Annotated in this window: 16 protein-coding genes and 1 riboswitch; of the genes, 11 read left to right on the top strand and 5 right to left on the bottom strand. The window is 70.1% G+C overall.

Annotated features, from left to right (window positions below; all coding sequences use genetic code 11):
* Positions 1-40: 40 nt before the first annotated feature.
* Together ACGFNN_RS23540 and ACGFNN_RS23545 are read right to left on the bottom strand one after the other, a co-directional pair.
* Positions 41-1,318, bottom strand: a complete 1,278-nt coding sequence (locus ACGFNN_RS23540) for an MFS transporter (RefSeq protein WP_393558647.1) — start codon at positions 1,316-1,318, stop codon at positions 41-43.
* A 32-nt stretch (positions 1,319-1,350) separates the two neighbouring features.
* The gene (locus tag ACGFNN_RS23545; protein WP_393558649.1) at positions 1,351-1,944 is read right to left on the bottom strand and encodes an ArsR/SmtB family transcription factor; all 594 of its coding nucleotides are present in this window, start codon (positions 1,942-1,944) and stop codon (positions 1,351-1,353) included.
* A 234-nt stretch (positions 1,945-2,178) separates the two neighbouring features.
* Here ACGFNN_RS23545 and ACGFNN_RS23550 point away from each other — a divergent pair, with 234 nt between their 5' ends.
* Positions 2,179-3,060: an alpha/beta hydrolase gene (locus ACGFNN_RS23550; RefSeq protein ID WP_393558651.1), complete on the top strand. Its 882-nt coding sequence runs from the start codon at positions 2,179-2,181 to the stop codon at positions 3,058-3,060.
* On the opposite strand, the gene ACGFNN_RS23555 is transcribed toward ACGFNN_RS23550, so the two are convergent.
* Positions 3,048-3,488: an NUDIX domain-containing protein gene (locus ACGFNN_RS23555; RefSeq protein WP_393558653.1), complete on the bottom strand. Its 441-nt coding sequence runs from the start codon at positions 3,486-3,488 to the stop codon at positions 3,048-3,050. The two genes, ACGFNN_RS23550 and ACGFNN_RS23555, sit on opposite strands and share 13 nt — an antisense overlap.
* A gap of 389 nt (positions 3,489-3,877) precedes the next feature.
* On the opposite strand from ACGFNN_RS23555, the gene ACGFNN_RS23560 reads away from it, so the two are divergent.
* Complete coding sequence (locus ACGFNN_RS23560) at positions 3,878-4,270, top strand: glyoxalase (protein ID WP_393558655.1); 393 nt, start codon at positions 3,878-3,880, stop codon at positions 4,268-4,270.
* A 107-nt stretch (positions 4,271-4,377) separates the two neighbouring features.
* Positions 4,378-5,127, top strand: coding sequence for a DUF1838 family protein (locus ACGFNN_RS23565; RefSeq protein ID WP_393558657.1), 750 nt, complete (start codon positions 4,378-4,380; stop codon positions 5,125-5,127).
* 124 nt (positions 5,128-5,251) lie between these two features.
* Here ACGFNN_RS23565 and ACGFNN_RS23570 read toward each other — a convergent pair whose 3' ends face one another.
* Positions 5,252-6,103 carry a phosphotransferase gene (locus tag ACGFNN_RS23570; RefSeq protein ID WP_393558659.1) on the bottom strand — a complete coding sequence of 284 codons (852 nt, stop codon included), beginning with the start codon at positions 6,101-6,103 and terminating at the stop codon, positions 5,252-5,254.
* Positions 6,104-6,297: 194 nt separating this feature from the next.
* On the opposite strand from ACGFNN_RS23570, the gene ACGFNN_RS23575 reads away from it, so the two are divergent.
* From ACGFNN_RS23575 to ACGFNN_RS23610, 8 genes are all read left to right on the top strand, one after another.
* The gene (locus tag ACGFNN_RS23575; protein WP_393558661.1) at positions 6,298-6,918 is read left to right on the top strand and encodes a TOPRIM nucleotidyl transferase/hydrolase domain-containing protein; all 621 of its coding nucleotides are present in this window, start codon (positions 6,298-6,300) and stop codon (positions 6,916-6,918) included.
* A gap of 281 nt (positions 6,919-7,199) precedes the next feature.
* Positions 7,200-7,739, top strand: a complete 540-nt coding sequence (locus tag ACGFNN_RS23580) for a hypothetical protein (RefSeq protein ID WP_393558663.1) — start codon at positions 7,200-7,202, stop codon at positions 7,737-7,739.
* 366 nt (positions 7,740-8,105) lie between these two features.
* A riboswitch (cobalamin riboswitch) is annotated at positions 8,106-8,316 on the top strand.
* A gap of 28 nt (positions 8,317-8,344) precedes the next feature.
* On the top strand, positions 8,345-9,067 hold the full coding sequence (locus tag ACGFNN_RS23585) for an energy-coupling factor ABC transporter permease (RefSeq protein ID WP_393558665.1): 723 nt from the start codon (positions 8,345-8,347) through the stop codon (positions 9,065-9,067).
* Positions 9,067-9,435 (top strand): energy-coupling factor ABC transporter substrate-binding protein, encoded by a 369-nt coding sequence (locus tag ACGFNN_RS23590; RefSeq protein WP_393558667.1) that lies wholly within the window; start codon positions 9,067-9,069, stop codon positions 9,433-9,435. Before ACGFNN_RS23585 ends, ACGFNN_RS23590 begins: the two co-directional genes overlap by 1 nt.
* A gap of 6 nt (positions 9,436-9,441) precedes the next feature.
* Complete coding sequence (gene cbiQ, locus ACGFNN_RS23595) at positions 9,442-10,191, top strand: cobalt ECF transporter T component CbiQ (RefSeq protein ID WP_393558669.1); 750 nt, start codon at positions 9,442-9,444, stop codon at positions 10,189-10,191.
* On the top strand, positions 10,188-11,051 hold the full coding sequence (locus tag ACGFNN_RS23600) for an energy-coupling factor ABC transporter ATP-binding protein (protein WP_393558671.1): 864 nt from the start codon (positions 10,188-10,190) through the stop codon (positions 11,049-11,051). The genes cbiQ and ACGFNN_RS23600 overlap by 4 nt, the downstream gene beginning before the upstream one ends.
* Positions 11,052-11,504: 453 nt before the next feature.
* On the top strand, positions 11,505-11,906 hold the full coding sequence (locus ACGFNN_RS23605) for a hypothetical protein (protein ID WP_393558673.1): 402 nt from the start codon (positions 11,505-11,507) through the stop codon (positions 11,904-11,906).
* A gap of 266 nt (positions 11,907-12,172) precedes the next feature.
* On the top strand, positions 12,173-13,657 hold the full coding sequence (locus tag ACGFNN_RS23610; protein WP_393558675.1) for a SulP family inorganic anion transporter: 1,485 nt from the start codon (positions 12,173-12,175) through the stop codon (positions 13,655-13,657).
* Between the two features lie 102 nt (positions 13,658-13,759).
* On the opposite strand, the gene ACGFNN_RS23615 is transcribed toward ACGFNN_RS23610, so the two are convergent.
* The gene (locus tag ACGFNN_RS23615) at positions 13,760-14,800 is read right to left on the bottom strand and encodes an NAD(P)-dependent alcohol dehydrogenase (RefSeq protein WP_362675661.1); all 1,041 of its coding nucleotides are present in this window, start codon (positions 14,798-14,800) and stop codon (positions 13,760-13,762) included.
* Between the last annotated feature and the right edge of the window lie 39 nt (positions 14,801-14,839).

A 14,839-nucleotide genomic window follows, 5' to 3' on the forward strand; every position in this document is an offset into this window, starting at 1 on the left:
ACGAACCGCCGGTCGGGAGCGGTCTGTCCATCTCCTCCCTTCACCGCCGGGGGAGTTCGGCGCCGCGCACCGCGCCGGACGACAGGGCGACGGCGACACCCAGTGCGGCGAAGGCTCCGCACCCCATGAACACCGGGGCTGAGCCCCAGGCTCCGATGGCGGCGCCGGCCAGCGGATAGCTGAGCGGGGCGATCCCGACCATCGTGAGCATGACCACGGAGGTGACACGGCCGAGATAGGCGGGGTCCGCCGCGGTCTGGATCAAGCTGTGGTTCAGGCTGCCGAAGACGCCCGCGTTCAGCCCGATCAGCACGGCGAGCACGACAGCGGCCCACAGCATCGGAACGAGGGCGATGGAGGCAGCTCCCACGCAGCCGATCAGGAGGGTCACCGAGAGCGTCAGCCCCGCGCGGGGCAGCCAGCCGACGACGGCCAGCAGCGTGGCGGCGGCGGCCGCCCCCGCGCCGAAGCCGCCGATGATCCAGCCGTAGCCCGAAGGGCCCCATCCGCGTTCGGCGTTGAGGAGCACCATGCCGACGTTGAGGGTGCTCGTGAGGCCCAGTTCGAAGATGGCACTGGCGACGGCGAGCGGGCCGATGAGGCGGTGCCGGCGTATGTAGCGCAGGCCGTCGAGCAGTTCCTCGCGTGCCGTGCGTGGCCTTCCCGTGCCGGGCGGTTCCTGGTGTTCGGTCTCGCTCGTCACCGAGGGACGTATCCGTACGGCCGCCAGGAGCGGCAGGGAGAGCGCGAAGAGCAGGCCGGCCACGGCGAAGGTGGCCGCAGAGCCTCCCAGCCCCATCGCCGTGCCACCGAGCGGCGGGCCCGCGATCTGACTGACGCGCATCGCCAGCGAGCGCATCCCGGTGATCCGGGCCAGTTGGTCGGGGGTGGTGATCCGTGGAGGGAGGGCGCCTACCGCGGGGACGAACATCGCGTCGACGACTCCGAAGACGAGAGCCAGTGCCACCAGGATCCAGAGCGCGGGTGAAGTGAGTGCGACACCCGCGGCCACGGCCAGGATGAGCAGGCAACGCGCCGCGTCGCTGCCGAGGATCACTCGGCGTGGGTCGAACCGGTCGGCTGCCACGCCTCCGGCGAGCATCAGTAACGCGCGTGGAAGTGCTCCGGCGGCCATGACGAGCCCGACCTCGGTGGGGTCGCCGCTCTTCTGGGCGGCCCAGCCGAGGGCGACGAAGTACACACCGTCACCGACGAGGGAGGCGGTGTAGGCGGCGAGCCAGCGCAGTACGTTGCCGTCGCGGTGGGCAGGCGCGAGAGCTGCCTCCGGCAGGGGTATGTGCGTCCCTTCGGCGGTCATGGGGTCTCCGTTCTGAGCGCTACGAGGCCTTGTCAGGGCCGGAAGGGGAAGCCGTACAGGTGCACGGACACGTGCTCGCGGCCGGTGGTGTCTCCTGACGCCTTCGCGGCGGCCACCCGCTCCCGCCAGCGCCGGGACAGCGCCTGGAGTTCCTCACCCATCTCGGCGAGTTCCGTCGGCGTCATGTCGAGCAGCCACTCAGAGCTGAAGGCCGCGTCCGTCCAGGTCTGCCCCCAGGCCGACTTGCCGTCGAGGTACGCGCGAAACTGGGCGACGCGGGTGTCGAAGATGCCTCGGGCCACAGCGCCCACGGCGGCCGACTCCTCCGGCGAGTCCGCGAAATCGGACTCCCGGAACCCCCAGCCCTCCTCGGATGCGACCTGCCACCACCGCTCCCTGCCGTCGTCCGACCGGTCGTCGGCCTCGGTGACGAAGCCGTTCTCGGCCAGCTTCCTCAGGTGGTAGCTGACCAGGGAGGGTGTCTTCTCGACGTGTTCGGCAAGCTGGGACGCGGTTGCCGAGCCCGAGGCGTACAGCAGCCTGTAGAGCTGCATCCGCAGCGGGTTCATGAACGCCCGCAGGCGTTCCACATCGGTGATCCGCTCGGGCTCGGGCTTCTGAGGCATGCGCTGAACGTAGTTGTGAAAGAATATTTTCGCAATATCCCCTTCGGGGTTTGCAGCACTCCCTCAGCACTCCCTGAGCCCTGGATCCTGGACGGCGGACACCCCGCCGCCCCACGGTCGTCCGGACGATGCCTGGGGCCCCGAGGCCCGGAGCAGGCCGGAGGACACGAGAACGCGCACGTCACAAGCCTGAATCCGGATGCGCCGCGCAGGGGGCCGTGACACCCTCCAGTCATGCCGATCATCGCCGTGTCCCCCGAGGTGTCCATCGCTTACCAGACCTTCGGGGACGACGGCGATCCGCCGGTCCTGCTCGTCATGGGGTTCGGCGCGCAGATGCTGGCCTGGCACGAGGACTTCTGCCGGGCTCTCGCGGACCGGGGCCGATACGTCATCCGCTACGACAACCGGGACTGCGGCCTGTCCACCGGCTTCGACGACCACCCCGTCGACATGGGAAAGTTCATCGCCGCTGTGAGCTCCGGCGACATCACCTCCGCCCTCGCGATGGCGCCCTACCGACTTGTCGACATGGCCAGTGACGGCCTGGGGCTGCTGACGGCGCTGGGCATCGAGCGTGCCCATGTGGTCGGCACCTCGATGGGTGGGATGATCGCCCAGACCATGGCGATCGACTCCCCCGAGCGCGTGCTGTCCCTGACGTCGATGATGTCCTCGACCGGCGAGAGCGAGTACGGGCAGGCCGACCCTCAGGCCCAGGCCGCGCTGTTCACCCCGAAGCCCGCGGACCGCGAGGGGTACATCGCCGCGGCGGAGAGGGATCTGCTGTGGTCGTCCAGGCGCTACGGCGACGCCACCGCGCTGCGGGAGCTTGCCGCCGAAAGCTACGACCGTGCCTACCGCCCGGCCGGTATCGGCCGTCAGCTCGCCGCGATGATCCTCAGCGGCTCACGTGCGGACGCGCTCCGCGGACTCCGGGTACCGACGCTGGTGATCCACGGCCTGGACGACACGCTCATCGACCCCAGCGGTGGAAAACGTACCGCCGAACTGGTCCCGGGAGCGGAGCTCGTGCTGATCCCCGACATGGGCCACGACCGTCCGCGCGAACTGTGGCCGGTCCTGCTGGACGCGCTGGTGGCTCACACCGGTTGACCGGAATCGGCGGTAGGCGAACCTGGATGCCGGAGAAGCGGAATGAACTCGCCTTGGCTGTCGGCCAGTAGACCCGCGGCCTCGCTCAACGGGACGAAGTAGCATCGGAAGACCAGGCCGTAGTCCTCATCGCCCTCCCGGCCCGCGACGGTATGCGTCCAGCTGTCGCGAGTTTCGGTGGTACACGCGTGGAAGAACACCGTGAGGCGGGGCTGGGAGGTGTGCGGGTGCGGGCGCCTCTGCACGGCCAGCACGGTGACCGGTGCGACGGCCGCGACGCCGGTTTCCTCTCTGACCTCCCGTAGGACGGCGTGAGTGAGGAGCTCTCCGGGGTCCACGCCCCCAGCCGGCACCTGGGTGCCGGCCTCGGGGTGGTCCCGGTGATCGAAGACGAGCAGTTCCCGACCGCCGGACACTTCGCGGGTCACATAAGCGGCTGTCCTCAGACGCGGCAGGTGCACAGGGCCGTCCTATCCTGGATGCCTCAACCACGTGCACATGAAGCTGATTTGACGCCATTCCAACTAAACTCTATCGGTGGGATCGGAGTCTCGGAGGTCAGATGTCCGGGGCTCGCCAGGACTTCTGCCGGGGAGCCTCGCGCTGCTCGAAGTAGGTCTGTAAGGCGGTCGACCGGCGAGGGGGCGTTCCGCGCCCGAAGAGAGATCGCCTGCGGCTCGATTGCCGACGGCACGGAACGGCGCGGCTTCCTGCCGATCTGTCACTGCGGACGCGCCGCTCCCTCCCCCTGTTGCACTACCGCCACGGCGACTAGCTTGACGTCTCGTCGGATCGTTCCGAGGTCGAAGGGTGGCACATGACGCAGGGAACACAAGGATTCTCCCTGGGCGGTCTGCATCACGTACAGCTCGCGATCCCACCCGGTGCCGAGGACCTCTGCCGTGAGTTCTGGGGAGAGGTGCTCGGGATGGAGGAGATCGAGAAGCCACCCGTGCTGGCCGCTCGTGGCGGATGCTGGTTCAGGGGCGGAGGCCTGGAGGTCCATCTGGGCGTCGAGGAGGATTTCCGCCCGAACAGGAAGGCGCACCCTGGCATTCTCGTGACCTCGCTCGATGCGCTGGCCCGACGACTGGAAGACCGCGGGATTCCTGTGACCTGGGACGGTGAATTCCCGGGACACGAGCGCTTCTACGCGTCCGACGAGTTGGGCAATCGGCTGGAGTTCCTGGAGCCGATGCACGAGAAATGACGGCACGACACCTTCGCGTGCCGAAACACGGTCGTCTCGGGGCCGTTTCCAGCCCCGCCGGGGTGTTCTGCGACCGCCTGGACGGCATGCCGCGCAGAGTGTGCGGTATGACGAAGACACCCGCTGAACTCCTCCGCGCCTTCGCCCGTACACGCGCTTCGCTCGACGGCGACGAGGTCACCTACTGGTGGTCCGGAGACGTGTACTCCTGGGGCCCCGATGAGCCGTACCAGCGGGTCTTCGGCTTCGAGGGACTCAATGTGGCCCGTCTGGTCGAGGAGACGGAAGAGGGCGGGGAGGCATACCGGTTGCTGACTCGCGAAGCCGCCTTCTACCTGGACCCCACCACCCGGGAGATCCTTGAGACCTGGCAGGGCCTGCCGGTCGTCCACGTGTGGAACGACCCGGCGAACCAGAGGTGGCGCCCTTTCCCGATCCCCACGACCGAACTGGGTGGACAGGTCTGCTTCAGCCTGGAGATCCCGCTCGCCTACCCCTCGCCCCTGCCGGTGTCCGAGTATCCGGTCAACTCGGCCGGAGACACCTACCGGGCGCTGGAGCTCTTCCAGTTCTTCGCCGACCGGGCCGATCTGGCCGGCACGGCTCCCAGCGTCCCGGCCACGATGTCGTGGAGCCGGATGTCCCCGTGGCTTCCCTGGATGGAGCGCGGGCAGCGACCGGGCGGCCTCACCTTCCACTGCCGGGGCCGGAAACTCGCCTCGTACGCGGAGGCACCCGAGCGAACTCGCGCCTACATCGCCACCCATCAGCCGGAGTTCGCCCACGCGCCATCGGAGTGGAGCGAGCCGAACGAGTCCAGTTGGACGTACTTCCGCAAGCTTCACCCACCCCGGTAGAGCGTGCTGCGAGCGAACCTGCGTCGGCCCGCGCCCGTCCGGCAGGCGGCGACGTCCTTGCGGGGCTCACCGGGCCGGCGCCGATCTCTGTGCCCTGTCGCCGGCCGAGCCACCGGGTACCCGTTCAGCGCCTGTGGCCGAATCCTTCGCGCTCATGCACCTCACGGACCCTGCGCAGCCACTCGGCGCCGAGGCGGCGGCCCTCCGGGAAGCGGTCGTCCCGGTCGAAGCGCCACGTGGTGATCATCGCCAGGACGAGGGCGCGGCAGGCGCGCAGTACGTCCGGATCGGCACTCGGACAATGGTCCGCGACCTCGTCGGGCGCATGGGCGATGTCGAACTCGACCGGTCCCCGGCAGCATGTCTCGAAGTCGATGAACAGCGGCCCGTGCGCCGTGTTCATGACGTTGCCGGGGTGGGGCTCACCGTGCAGCAACTGCTCGTCACCCGCGCGCTCGGCGACCAGCCGGCTCGCGCTTCGCAGCGTGTCCAGGAGCAGTTGCCGGTCCGTGTCGGCGAGCGCGGGTGTGCGACTGCGGTCGACCAGGAGTTGGTGTGCCCACTCGACCCTGTCGCTGAAGTGCGGGGCCTGGACGTCGAGCGTACGCATGCCGGCGTGCAACCGTTCCAACGCCCGGGCGTAGTCGTCCGAGGGGAGCCGGCGGGATGTCATGGGCTCGTAGTAGGTCCACAGCGTGATGACGAATCCGTCGCGCTCGATGACCTGTGGCCCCACCCGGGGATCCGGCGCCGCCACCGGGGAGCCCGCCCGGACGAGTTGCCCGGCGATGGCGACCTCGAGGTGTGCGACCTTGTCCGCCTCCGGGGCCACCCTGGCGAGGACGTCGGACGGCAGAAGACGCAGGGTGAGTTTGTTCGAGTCCTGGAGAACGGTCACCTCCCGGACGGGCAAGCCGAGTGAGGAGGCGGCCGCCGTGGCTGCCGCGACCGCACGCGTTCGCTCCGCTGTCTCCATCGTCCTGCCGCTGCCTCTCCCGAACCTTGTGGAACACCCGTGTCGTCGGTGGTCGACGGCGCAGGCTAGCAAGACGTCGGGCGGAGTCGACCCGGCCGTCGGACGGTTCCGTCGATCGGCAGTGCTCGCACCTCGGCGACGGACCGTCCCGATATCGCGTGGTCCCGCGGCCGGAGAACCTGGAGAATCGACCTGTGACCGATATGCAGACATTCCGGCAGGCGGTCGGCTCATGGGCGGCCGGAGACACCGGCGCGCGCCCGCACGAGCTGGCCGCGCTGGTGCCTGTGCGGACGGCGGTCCTGGTGGAGGGGTTGAGCGACGTCGCCGCCGTCGAGGCGGTAGCAGCGGCCCATGGCCGGGACCTGGCAGCCGAAGGCGTCTGCGTGCTGTCGATGGACGGTGCGATGAACATCGGCCGGTACGCGAGGTTCCTCGGACCCCCCGGCCTCGGGCTCGGCCTGGCCGGCCTCTGCGACGAACGAGAACGGGACTGGTTCTCCCGGGGACTCGAACGGGCGGGTGTGCCGTGGTCGCGCCGGTTCTTCGTGTGCTCCGCGGACCTGGAGGACGAGCTGATCCGTGCGCTGGGGGTGACACGGGTCAGGGAACTGGTCGAGCGGGAGGGGGAACTCCGCCCCTTGCTGGCCTTCCTCAACCAGCCGGCGCAGCGCGGGCGCTCACCTCAGGAGCAGTTGCGGCGCTTCCTCGGCACGAAGAAGGGGCGCAAGATCCGGTACGGCCACGTCCTGGGTGAGGCACTCGGCACCGACCGGGTCCCCGCGCCGCTCTCGGGTCTGCTCGCCGGTCTCTGACCGACCGGGAACAGGGCCGGCATCCGCTCATTTCTCCCGCGTCTCCGCATCCGGCTCGGCCATGTCGCATCACCCGGCGTGGCCTGGATTGACATCCTCGCCGCCCTGAAGGACGGCGATCCCCGCCTACCGCGCCTTTGAAGGCTGCGGTGTCGGGTGTGTTCCTGCTTACTCCACAGAGCCCTTGCCCGAACCCGAGCCCCCCGCGCCACTGCTGCCCCCGGCGACACTCGAACTGCCGGAATCGGTGGCACTGTTCGACGCCCTGGAGAGCCTCGCGGATGAGGCTGTCCGGTGAGCCCGTGGGCGTTCTGGAGCGTGGCGGCGCCGAGTCGGTCGAGGGTGTCCGGGTCGACGCCGAACAGGCGCGTGTGGAGCTCCTGGTGGAGTCCATGGGCAGGGTCAACTACGGCGTGGCGCTGGGTGACCGCAAGGGGGTGGAGCGCGTCTCCCACACGCAGCAGTTGCTGCACGGCTGGACCGCCCGGGCCGTCCCGCTGGACCACGGAACCCCGGACAGGGTGCCCTGGGACGCACTGTCCGGAGACGCGGACACCTCCTCCGGTCCGGTGTTCCACCGGGGCTTCCTGGAGCTGTCGGACACCGGGGACACCTATCTCGCGCTGCCCGGATGGGGCAAGGGATACGTCTGGGTGAACGGCTTCTGCCTGGGCCGCTACTGGGAGACGCGGGGACCCCAACGGACCCTCTACGTGCCGTGGCCGCTCCTGCGGGCGGGTCTCAACGAGTTCGTGGTCCTCGAGCTGGACGGCTGCTCGGAACCGGCCGTCGAACTGCGCGCGACCCCGGAGCTGGGCTGACGCTTTCCGATGCCCAGTGAGATCGGCTGAGTCGGCTGAGTCGGCTGAGTCGGCTGAGTCGGCTGAGTCGGCTGAGTCGGCTGAGTCGGCTGAGTCGGCTGAGTCGGCTGAGTCGGCTGAACGGGACTGCCGCTCCCCGCGGCCGGTAACGGCTGCACGGCGGCCGCACCGCCCGGTTCGCGCATCCGACCGACCGGGCGCGCTTCGCCGACCGACAGGAGGGCGGCCCGACAGGCCGGCGGACGCGTCGAACAGCCGCGACGCCCAGCCGTGGCGTGGCACCGCCCCCGGGCCCGCCGGAGCCCGTCCGCAGGCACGCCCGCAGACGCTCCCGCGGACGTGTCCGCAGGTGCGGGCGGGTGGGCCCGCTTGTCATCGCACCCTGGCTGGCACTACTGTCGCCACGCCTTGGTGAACGGGAAATCCGGTGTGATGCCGGTGCGGCCCTCGCCACTGTGATCGGGAAGTCCGGCTCCGGCCCTCGCGGGCAGCCACTGGGTCCTTGTGACCCGGGAAGGCGGAGTTCGGGCGGTGTCACCCGTAAGCCAGGAGACCGGCCAAGGCACTTCAACCATCCACGAGGTGCTGGAGAGGGTCTCTGAGTCATGCACATAGCCGAGGGTTTCCTGCCTCCGGCGCACGCGATCGCCTGGGGTGTCGCGTCCGCGCCGTTCGTCGTCCACGGAGTACGGTCACTGACCCGTGAGGTCCGCGAGAACCCGGAGAGCACACTGCTCCTGGGGGCTTCCGGAGCCTTCACCTTCGTACTGTCCGCCCTGAAGATCCCTTCGGTGACGGGGAGTTGTTCGCATCCCACCGGCACCGGCCTGGGAGCCATACTGTTCCGGCCGCCCATCATGGCGGTCCTGGGAACGATCACCCTGCTGTTCCAGGCGTTGCTGTTGGCCCACGGAGGCCTGACGACGCTGGGCGCCAACGTCTTCTCCATGGCGATCGTCGGCCCCTGGGCGGGCTACGCCGTGTACAGGGTGCTGCGCCGGTTCGACGTATCACTGATGGTCGCGGTCTTCTTCGCCGCGTTCGTCGCCGACCTGTCCACCTACTGCGTCACCAGCGTGCAGCTGGCACTCGCGTTCCCCGACCCTGGCACCGGGTTCCTCGGGGCTCTCGGGAAGTTCGGTTCCATCTTCGCCGTCACCCAGATTCCTCTCGCGGTGAGCGAAGGACTTCTGACCGTGCTGGTCATGCGGCTTCTGGTGCAGTCGAGCAAGGGTGATCTGACCCGGCTCGGCGTGTTCCTCAGCGGCAGGGCCCGGGCCAAGGCGGACGTGAAGACGGAAGACGAGAAGACGGAAGCGGTGGCGTGATGAACCGGCACACGAAGATCAACGGCCTGCTGCTCCTGCTGGTGGCGGCACTGGCCGTCCTGCCCCTGGTACTTGGCTCGGGGGACGGCGAGAAGGAGCCCTTCGCCGGGGCGGACGCTCAGGCGGAGACCGCGATCACCGAGATCGACCCCGACTACGAGCCCTGGTTCTCCCCGCTCTACGAGCCGCCCTCCGGCGAGATCGAGTCGGCGCTCTTCGCGCTGCAGGCCGCTCTCGGTGCCGGGGTGCTCGCCTACTACTTCGGTGTACGGCGCGGACGCCGTCAGGGCGAGCGGCTCGCCCTGGCCCGGCGGGACGGCGACGCCGTGACCGGGCGGGCCGAGGAGTCCACGGCCCAGGAGGCCTGAGCCTCCGTGCTGCCGATCGACGCGGCGGCGCACAGCAGTCGCTGGCGCCGCCGCCATCCCGTCGACAAGGCCGTGCTCGGACTGGGGCTCACGGTGCTGGCCATCTCGCTTCCTCCGTGGCCCGGTGCCGCACTGGTACTCGTCACGGCGGTCTCCGTGCTTCTGGGGCCGGCGGGTGTGCGTGCCCGTCAACTGTGGCGTGCGTACAGGATTCCGCTCGGGTTCTGCGTGACCGGTGCGGCGACCCTGCTCGTACAGGTCGGGGGCCCCGACGGGCTCGTCGCTCCCGCTCCGGGCGGACCGGTCCGGGCGGGTGAGCTGCTGCTGCGGACCTCCGCGGCATCACTCGGCGTCCTGCTCCTCGCCTTCACCACACCGATGTCCGACCTGCTTCCCAGGCTGGTCAGGGCGGGTGTGCCCGCGGCTGTGGTGGACGTCGCCCTGGTGACCTACCGCATGAGCTTTCTGCTGCTGGACGCGATGCGCAGGATCCGCGAGGCGCAGGCCGCCCGGCTCGGGCACACCACCAGGGCAGCCACCTGGAGATCACTGGCCGGCCTCGGGGCCACCGCGTTCGTCCGGGCCTTCGACCGCGCCGCCCGTCTCCAGTCGGGGCTGGCCGGGCGCGGATACGACGGCACCCTGCGTGTCCTGGTGCCCGAGGCCCGCGTCTCCGTCCGGTTCGTGGCCGCGAGCGCCGGCCTCCTCGCGGCCGTGGCCGCCCTGACCTTCGTCCTGGAAAGGCTGCTCCCATGAGTGGTTCCTCGCTGCTGTCCCTGCGGGGCGCCTCGTTCTCCTACGAGGACGGCCCGCGCGTGCTCAGCGGTCTCGACTTCGACGCGCGCGAAGGGCGTGCTCTCGCGCTGCTCGGCAGGAACGGCAGCGGGAAGACCACGCTGATGCGGCTGCTCAGCGGCGGACTGCGCCCGAGCGAGGGCGGCCTGACGGTCGAGGGGATCCCGGTCGCGTACGACCGCAAGGGACTGACGCGACTGCGGACGACCGTTCAGCTGGTGGTGCAGGACCCGGACGACCAGCTGTTCGCAGCGTCCGTCTTCCAGGACGTGTCGTTCGGGCCGCTGAACCTCGGTCTGCCGGACGCGGAGGTGCGCGGCCGGGTCGAAGAGGCGCTGACGGCGCTCGGCATCGGCGCGCTGGCCGACCGGCCCACGCACCTCCTGTCCTACGGGCAGCGCAAGCGGACCGCGATCGCGGGGGCGGTGGCAATGCGGCCGCGCATGCTGATCCTCGACGAGCCCACCGCCGGGCTGGATCCTGACGGGCAGGAACGTCTGCTCGCCACGCTCGGCGGACTCCGCGCGAGCGGTACGACGGTCATGATGGCCACGCATGACGTCGACCTGGCACTGCGCTGGGCCGACGACGCGGCGCTGCTCACCCCGGCCGGCGTCCGTGCCGGGCCGGCACCGGAGATGCTGGCCCGTACGGATCTCCTGACCGAGGCGGGGCTCAGGCTGCCCTGGGGGGTGGCGACCGCGCAGCTGCTGCGCGAGCGGGGCCTGCTGGCTCCGGGTGAGGCAGGCCCTCGTACGCCGGCGGAGCTGGCCGAGGGTTACCTCTCCGAGGCGGTGGCCCTTCCTGACGCGGGCCGCTGATGTGCGAGGCGCCCTCGGCACCGGGCCGGGCGGCCGCCTCTCGCTCCCCGGCGCTCAGGGCCCGAGGGTTCAGTGTCAGCGGCGGACCGCTCACCCGTCCCCGGCGGTACCCCCTCGATGACTTGTCTCCACGCCCCGCGCCGACCGGCGACAGGGAATGTCGTCAATTCGCCATGGCTCAATACCATGCGAAATGCCGGGCGATTCGCCTCGTCGAACCATTGACCGACCAAGAGACTGCCGTTCCACCGGCATATGCAGGAACCACCCATATGCGAGGCATCTCGAAATGTGAGAATCAACCGGACGACGCCTGCGCAGGCCACAGCCGTCGGGCGCAGGAATCGACTCGTTCGTGAGCGACTTTCGGACTCTTCACATCGACTTAACTTCATAAGCACTCCGGCCTGTTAGCGTCCGACGGAAGACGTGAAATCCAGGAGGAGGTGAAGAGTGCGGACGACGGCAGTCCGGTTCGTGCTCGCGTTCCTCCTGGCCTTTCTCCTGGCCCCTCACTCCGGTGATTCGACGGCCGAGGCCCCCACTCACGGGCCCGCGCCCTCCCTGCGCGAGGACCGGGCGCACGGACCCTCCGTGGGCGAGGCGCTGAGCCAGTACGGCGGCACCTGCGGCACGCTCCATCCGGGGTCCGACCCGAACGGCCTCCTGCGCCCGCGCGACCGGCATCGCTCCGCAGGCGCACCGGTCCCGGAGGCACCGTCACGCGCCGCCGTGGACGGTTCGGCCGGTCACGGCTCCGTGCCGGCGGCCGGTGCGGGGACGGGGGCCGCGGCTCACTCCCCCAGACCGTCGACCGCCCATTCCTCCTCCGTGCTCCAGGTGTTCCGCTGCTGAGGTGACCGGGACTCCCGGAGACCCGCCCTCACCGTCGGTCCCGCGGGACCCGGTGCACCGGGCTGCCTCCGCGTCCCTCCGCGCGGTTCCAGTTCTCGTACACACCGACGCGCCGCCCCTTTCGGCGCGCCAGGAGGAATCTCTGGCATGCACACTCTTGTCGATCCCCACACGACAGAAGTCCCCCACACCAACAGCGGCACCGCCGGCTGGGCTCCCCCCGCCGACGTCCGCTCGGCCCCCTTCCGCACGGGATGAGGGCCGCCATGAGTCGCGTCGGCGCCTTTCCCCATCTGCGGCAGGACTTCGCCGCCTCACTCGTCGTATTCCTGGTCGCGCTGCCGCTGTGCGTGGGCGTCGCGGTGGCTTCCGGGGTCCCCGCCGAACTGGGCCTGATCACCGGCATCGTGGGTGGCCTCGTCACCGGATCCATGCGCGGCAGCAGTCTCCAGGTCTCGGGACCGGCCGCCGGTCTGACCGTGCTCGTCTTCGAGGCCGTACAGACCTTCGGGCTGCCCGCCCTCGGTGTGATCGTGCTGGCGTCGGGTCTGCTCCAGCTCGCCATGGGCGCGTTGCGGCTGGGCCGCTGGTTCCGGGCGATCTCGGTTTCGGTCGTCGAGGGCATGCTCGCCGGCATCGGTCTCGTTCTCATCGCCGGTCAGCTGTACACGGCTGCCGGTGCGGAGGCACCGGCCTCCGGTACGGAGAAGATGACCGGAATCCCCGGGCTGCTGGCCGATGCCCTGTCCAGCCCCGAGGCGCTCGCCTCGCTCGCGGTGGCCGTGTCCACCGTGGTCCTGGTGGTGACGTGGGAAAGGATGCCGAAGCGGGTGAGGGCCGTCCCGGGCGCGCTCGCCGCGGTCGCGCTCGCCACGCTGGTCACCCTGGCGTTCGACCTGCCCGTCGGGACCGTCCAGGTCCAGGGTCTGCTGGACGCCGTGCAGATTCCTCCGCTGTCGGAGTTCGGGGGTCTCGCGACCCTGAGCCTGCTCGGGACGGTGGCGGCCTTCACGCTGATCGCCTCCGCGGAGAGCCTGTTCAGCGCGGCCGCCGTCGACCGCCTGCACGACGGGCCGCGCACCCGGTACGACAAGGAGCTGATGGCCCAGGGAGCGGGCAACACCGTGTGCGGAATCCTCGGGGCGCTCCCGATGACCGCGGTGATCGTACGCAGCTCCGCCAATGTGCGGGCGGGTGCGCGGACCCGGGCTTCCCGGGTGCTGCACGGTGTGTGGCTGCTCCTGTTCGCGGCTCTGTTCCCCTCGGCGCTGGCGCTCATCCCGCTCCCCGCGCTCGCCGGGATCCTGATCCACGCCGGATGGAAGCTGATTCCGCTGCGCTCCCTCGTGGCGCTGTGGCGTGAGCACCGGGGGGAGGCGCTGATCCTGGTCGTGACGGCCGTGGCCATCGTGACGGTCAACATGTTCGAGGGGGTGCTGACCGGCCTCGCGCTGTCGGTGGCCAAGGCCGCCTGGGATGCCTCCCATATCCGGCTGGAGGTCGTCGAGACCCGTGATGACCTGGTCAGGGCGCGGCTTTCGGGCAATGCGACGTTCCTGCGGCTGCCGAAGATACTGGACAGCCTGGAGGCTCTCCCCACGGACCGGCCCGTCGCGCTCGACCTGTCCGGCCTCCACCATCTGGACCACGCCTGTCGTACCGCGCTGGAGAACTGGGCGGAGCGGCACAGCGCGTCCGGGACCGAGCCGGTGCGGCTGACCCGCGAGGACGTGGTGACGGCCTCTCCCTGAGACGACGCCGTGGGGAAGCGGAGATCCCTCCGCTTCCCCACGGGAGCACGACGGCTCCCCGGGGCACCGGTGAAAGGTGCCCCGGGGAGCCGTCGTACTGGGTCAGCCGTTGGGCAGGATCACCGCACGGCCGTTGATCTTCCCGGCGTGCAGCCGCTCGTAGGCGAGCGGTGCCTCGTCGATGGAGAAGGTCTCGACGTGGACGTCCACGGCACCGGCGTGGGCGAGCTCGATGACCTCGGCCAGTTCCTTGCGCGAGCCCCAGTACGGTGCGGTGACCGAGGTGGAGAACGGCAGGACTCCGAACCCGACGGGCAGGGTTCCGCCGCCGATCCCGACGATCGTGACGTCGCTGTCGACGGAGGCGACCGCTCCGGCGGTCTTCACGGTGGGTTCGGCTCCGACGAAGTCGAAGACGACCTTGGCACCGATGCCACCGGTGAGCTCGCGGACCTTCGCGGCGGCGTTCTCGTCGGACAGCACGGCCTCGTGGGCTCCGACGGTCTTCGCGAGGGCGAGCTTCTCCTCCGTGACGTCGAGGGCGATGACGCGCACGGCGGTCATGGCGCGCAGCAGCTGGATCGCGACGTGGCCCAGGCCTCCGGTGCCGATCACCACGGCGGTAGCGCCCGGCAGCAGCTTCGGCAGGGAGCGCTTGATGGCGTGGTAGGGCGTGAGGCCCGCGTCGGTCAGCGAGACGGTCTTGACCGGGTCGAGGTCGCCGATCGGCGTCAGATGACGGGTGTCGTCGACGATCATGTACTCGGCCATGGCACCGGGGTTGCCCAGTCCGGGCGGGTTGATGCCGAGGTCCGCGGCGCGCAGGCAGTAGTTCTCCCGGCCCTCGGCGCAGTTGACGCAGGTGCCGCAGCCCCAGGGGCCGTAGACGGCGACCGAGTCGCCGACGGAGACGCCCTCCGCGCCGTCACCGAGCGCGGCGACGGTGCCGACGCCTTCGTGGCCGAGGGTGAGCGGCAGCTCGTAGGGGAAGCCCTCGGCGGGCCAGCTCATCACCGCGATGTCCGAGTGGCAGACACCGGCTGCGGTGACCTTCAGCAGGACCTGGCCGGGGCCCGGCTCCGGCTCGGGAATCTCCACGACCTCGGGGGCCGCGCCGATGGTGCGGTACTGGACGGCTTTCATGTCTCTCCTTCGTTTCTCCGTGTTTCCTTTGTGACCCCC

The sequence above is a fragment of the Streptomyces sp. NPDC048590 genome (genome assembly GCF_043199535.1).
Taxonomy (GTDB): Bacteria; Actinomycetota; Actinomycetes; order Streptomycetales; family Streptomycetaceae; genus Streptomyces.

Excerpts from the sequence above, each read along its gene's own strand:
- ACGFNN_RS23615 (WP_362675661.1), bottom strand. The coding sequence starts at position 14,800 with ATGAAAGCCGTCCAGTACCGCACCATCGGCGCGGCCCCCGAGGTCGTG.
- ACGFNN_RS23550 (WP_393558651.1), top strand. The coding sequence starts at position 2,179 with ATGCCGATCATCGCCGTGTCCCCCGAGGTGTCCATCGCTTACCAGACC.
- ACGFNN_RS23600 (WP_393558671.1), top strand. The coding sequence starts at position 10,188 with ATGAGTGGTTCCTCGCTGCTGTCCCTGCGGGGCGCCTCGTTCTCCTAC.
- ACGFNN_RS23610 (WP_393558675.1), top strand. The coding sequence starts at position 12,173 with ATGAGTCGCGTCGGCGCCTTTCCCCATCTGCGGCAGGACTTCGCCGCC.
- ACGFNN_RS23585 (WP_393558665.1), top strand. The coding sequence starts at position 8,345 with ATGCACATAGCCGAGGGTTTCCTGCCTCCGGCGCACGCGATCGCCTGG.
- ACGFNN_RS23560 (WP_393558655.1), top strand. The coding sequence starts at position 3,878 with ATGACGCAGGGAACACAAGGATTCTCCCTGGGCGGTCTGCATCACGTA.
- ACGFNN_RS23570 (WP_393558659.1), bottom strand. The coding sequence starts at position 6,103 with ATGGAGACAGCGGAGCGAACGCGTGCGGTCGCGGCAGCCACGGCGGCC.
- ACGFNN_RS23545 (WP_393558649.1), bottom strand. The coding sequence starts at position 1,944 with ATGCCTCAGAAGCCCGAGCCCGAGCGGATCACCGATGTGGAACGCCTG.
- ACGFNN_RS23580 (WP_393558663.1), top strand. The coding sequence starts at position 7,200 with ATGAGGCTGTCCGGTGAGCCCGTGGGCGTTCTGGAGCGTGGCGGCGCC.
- ACGFNN_RS23590 (WP_393558667.1), top strand. The coding sequence starts at position 9,067 with ATGAACCGGCACACGAAGATCAACGGCCTGCTGCTCCTGCTGGTGGCG.
- ACGFNN_RS23540 (WP_393558647.1), bottom strand. The coding sequence starts at position 1,318 with ATGACCGCCGAAGGGACGCACATACCCCTGCCGGAGGCAGCTCTCGCG.
- ACGFNN_RS23565 (WP_393558657.1), top strand. The coding sequence starts at position 4,378 with ATGACGAAGACACCCGCTGAACTCCTCCGCGCCTTCGCCCGTACACGC.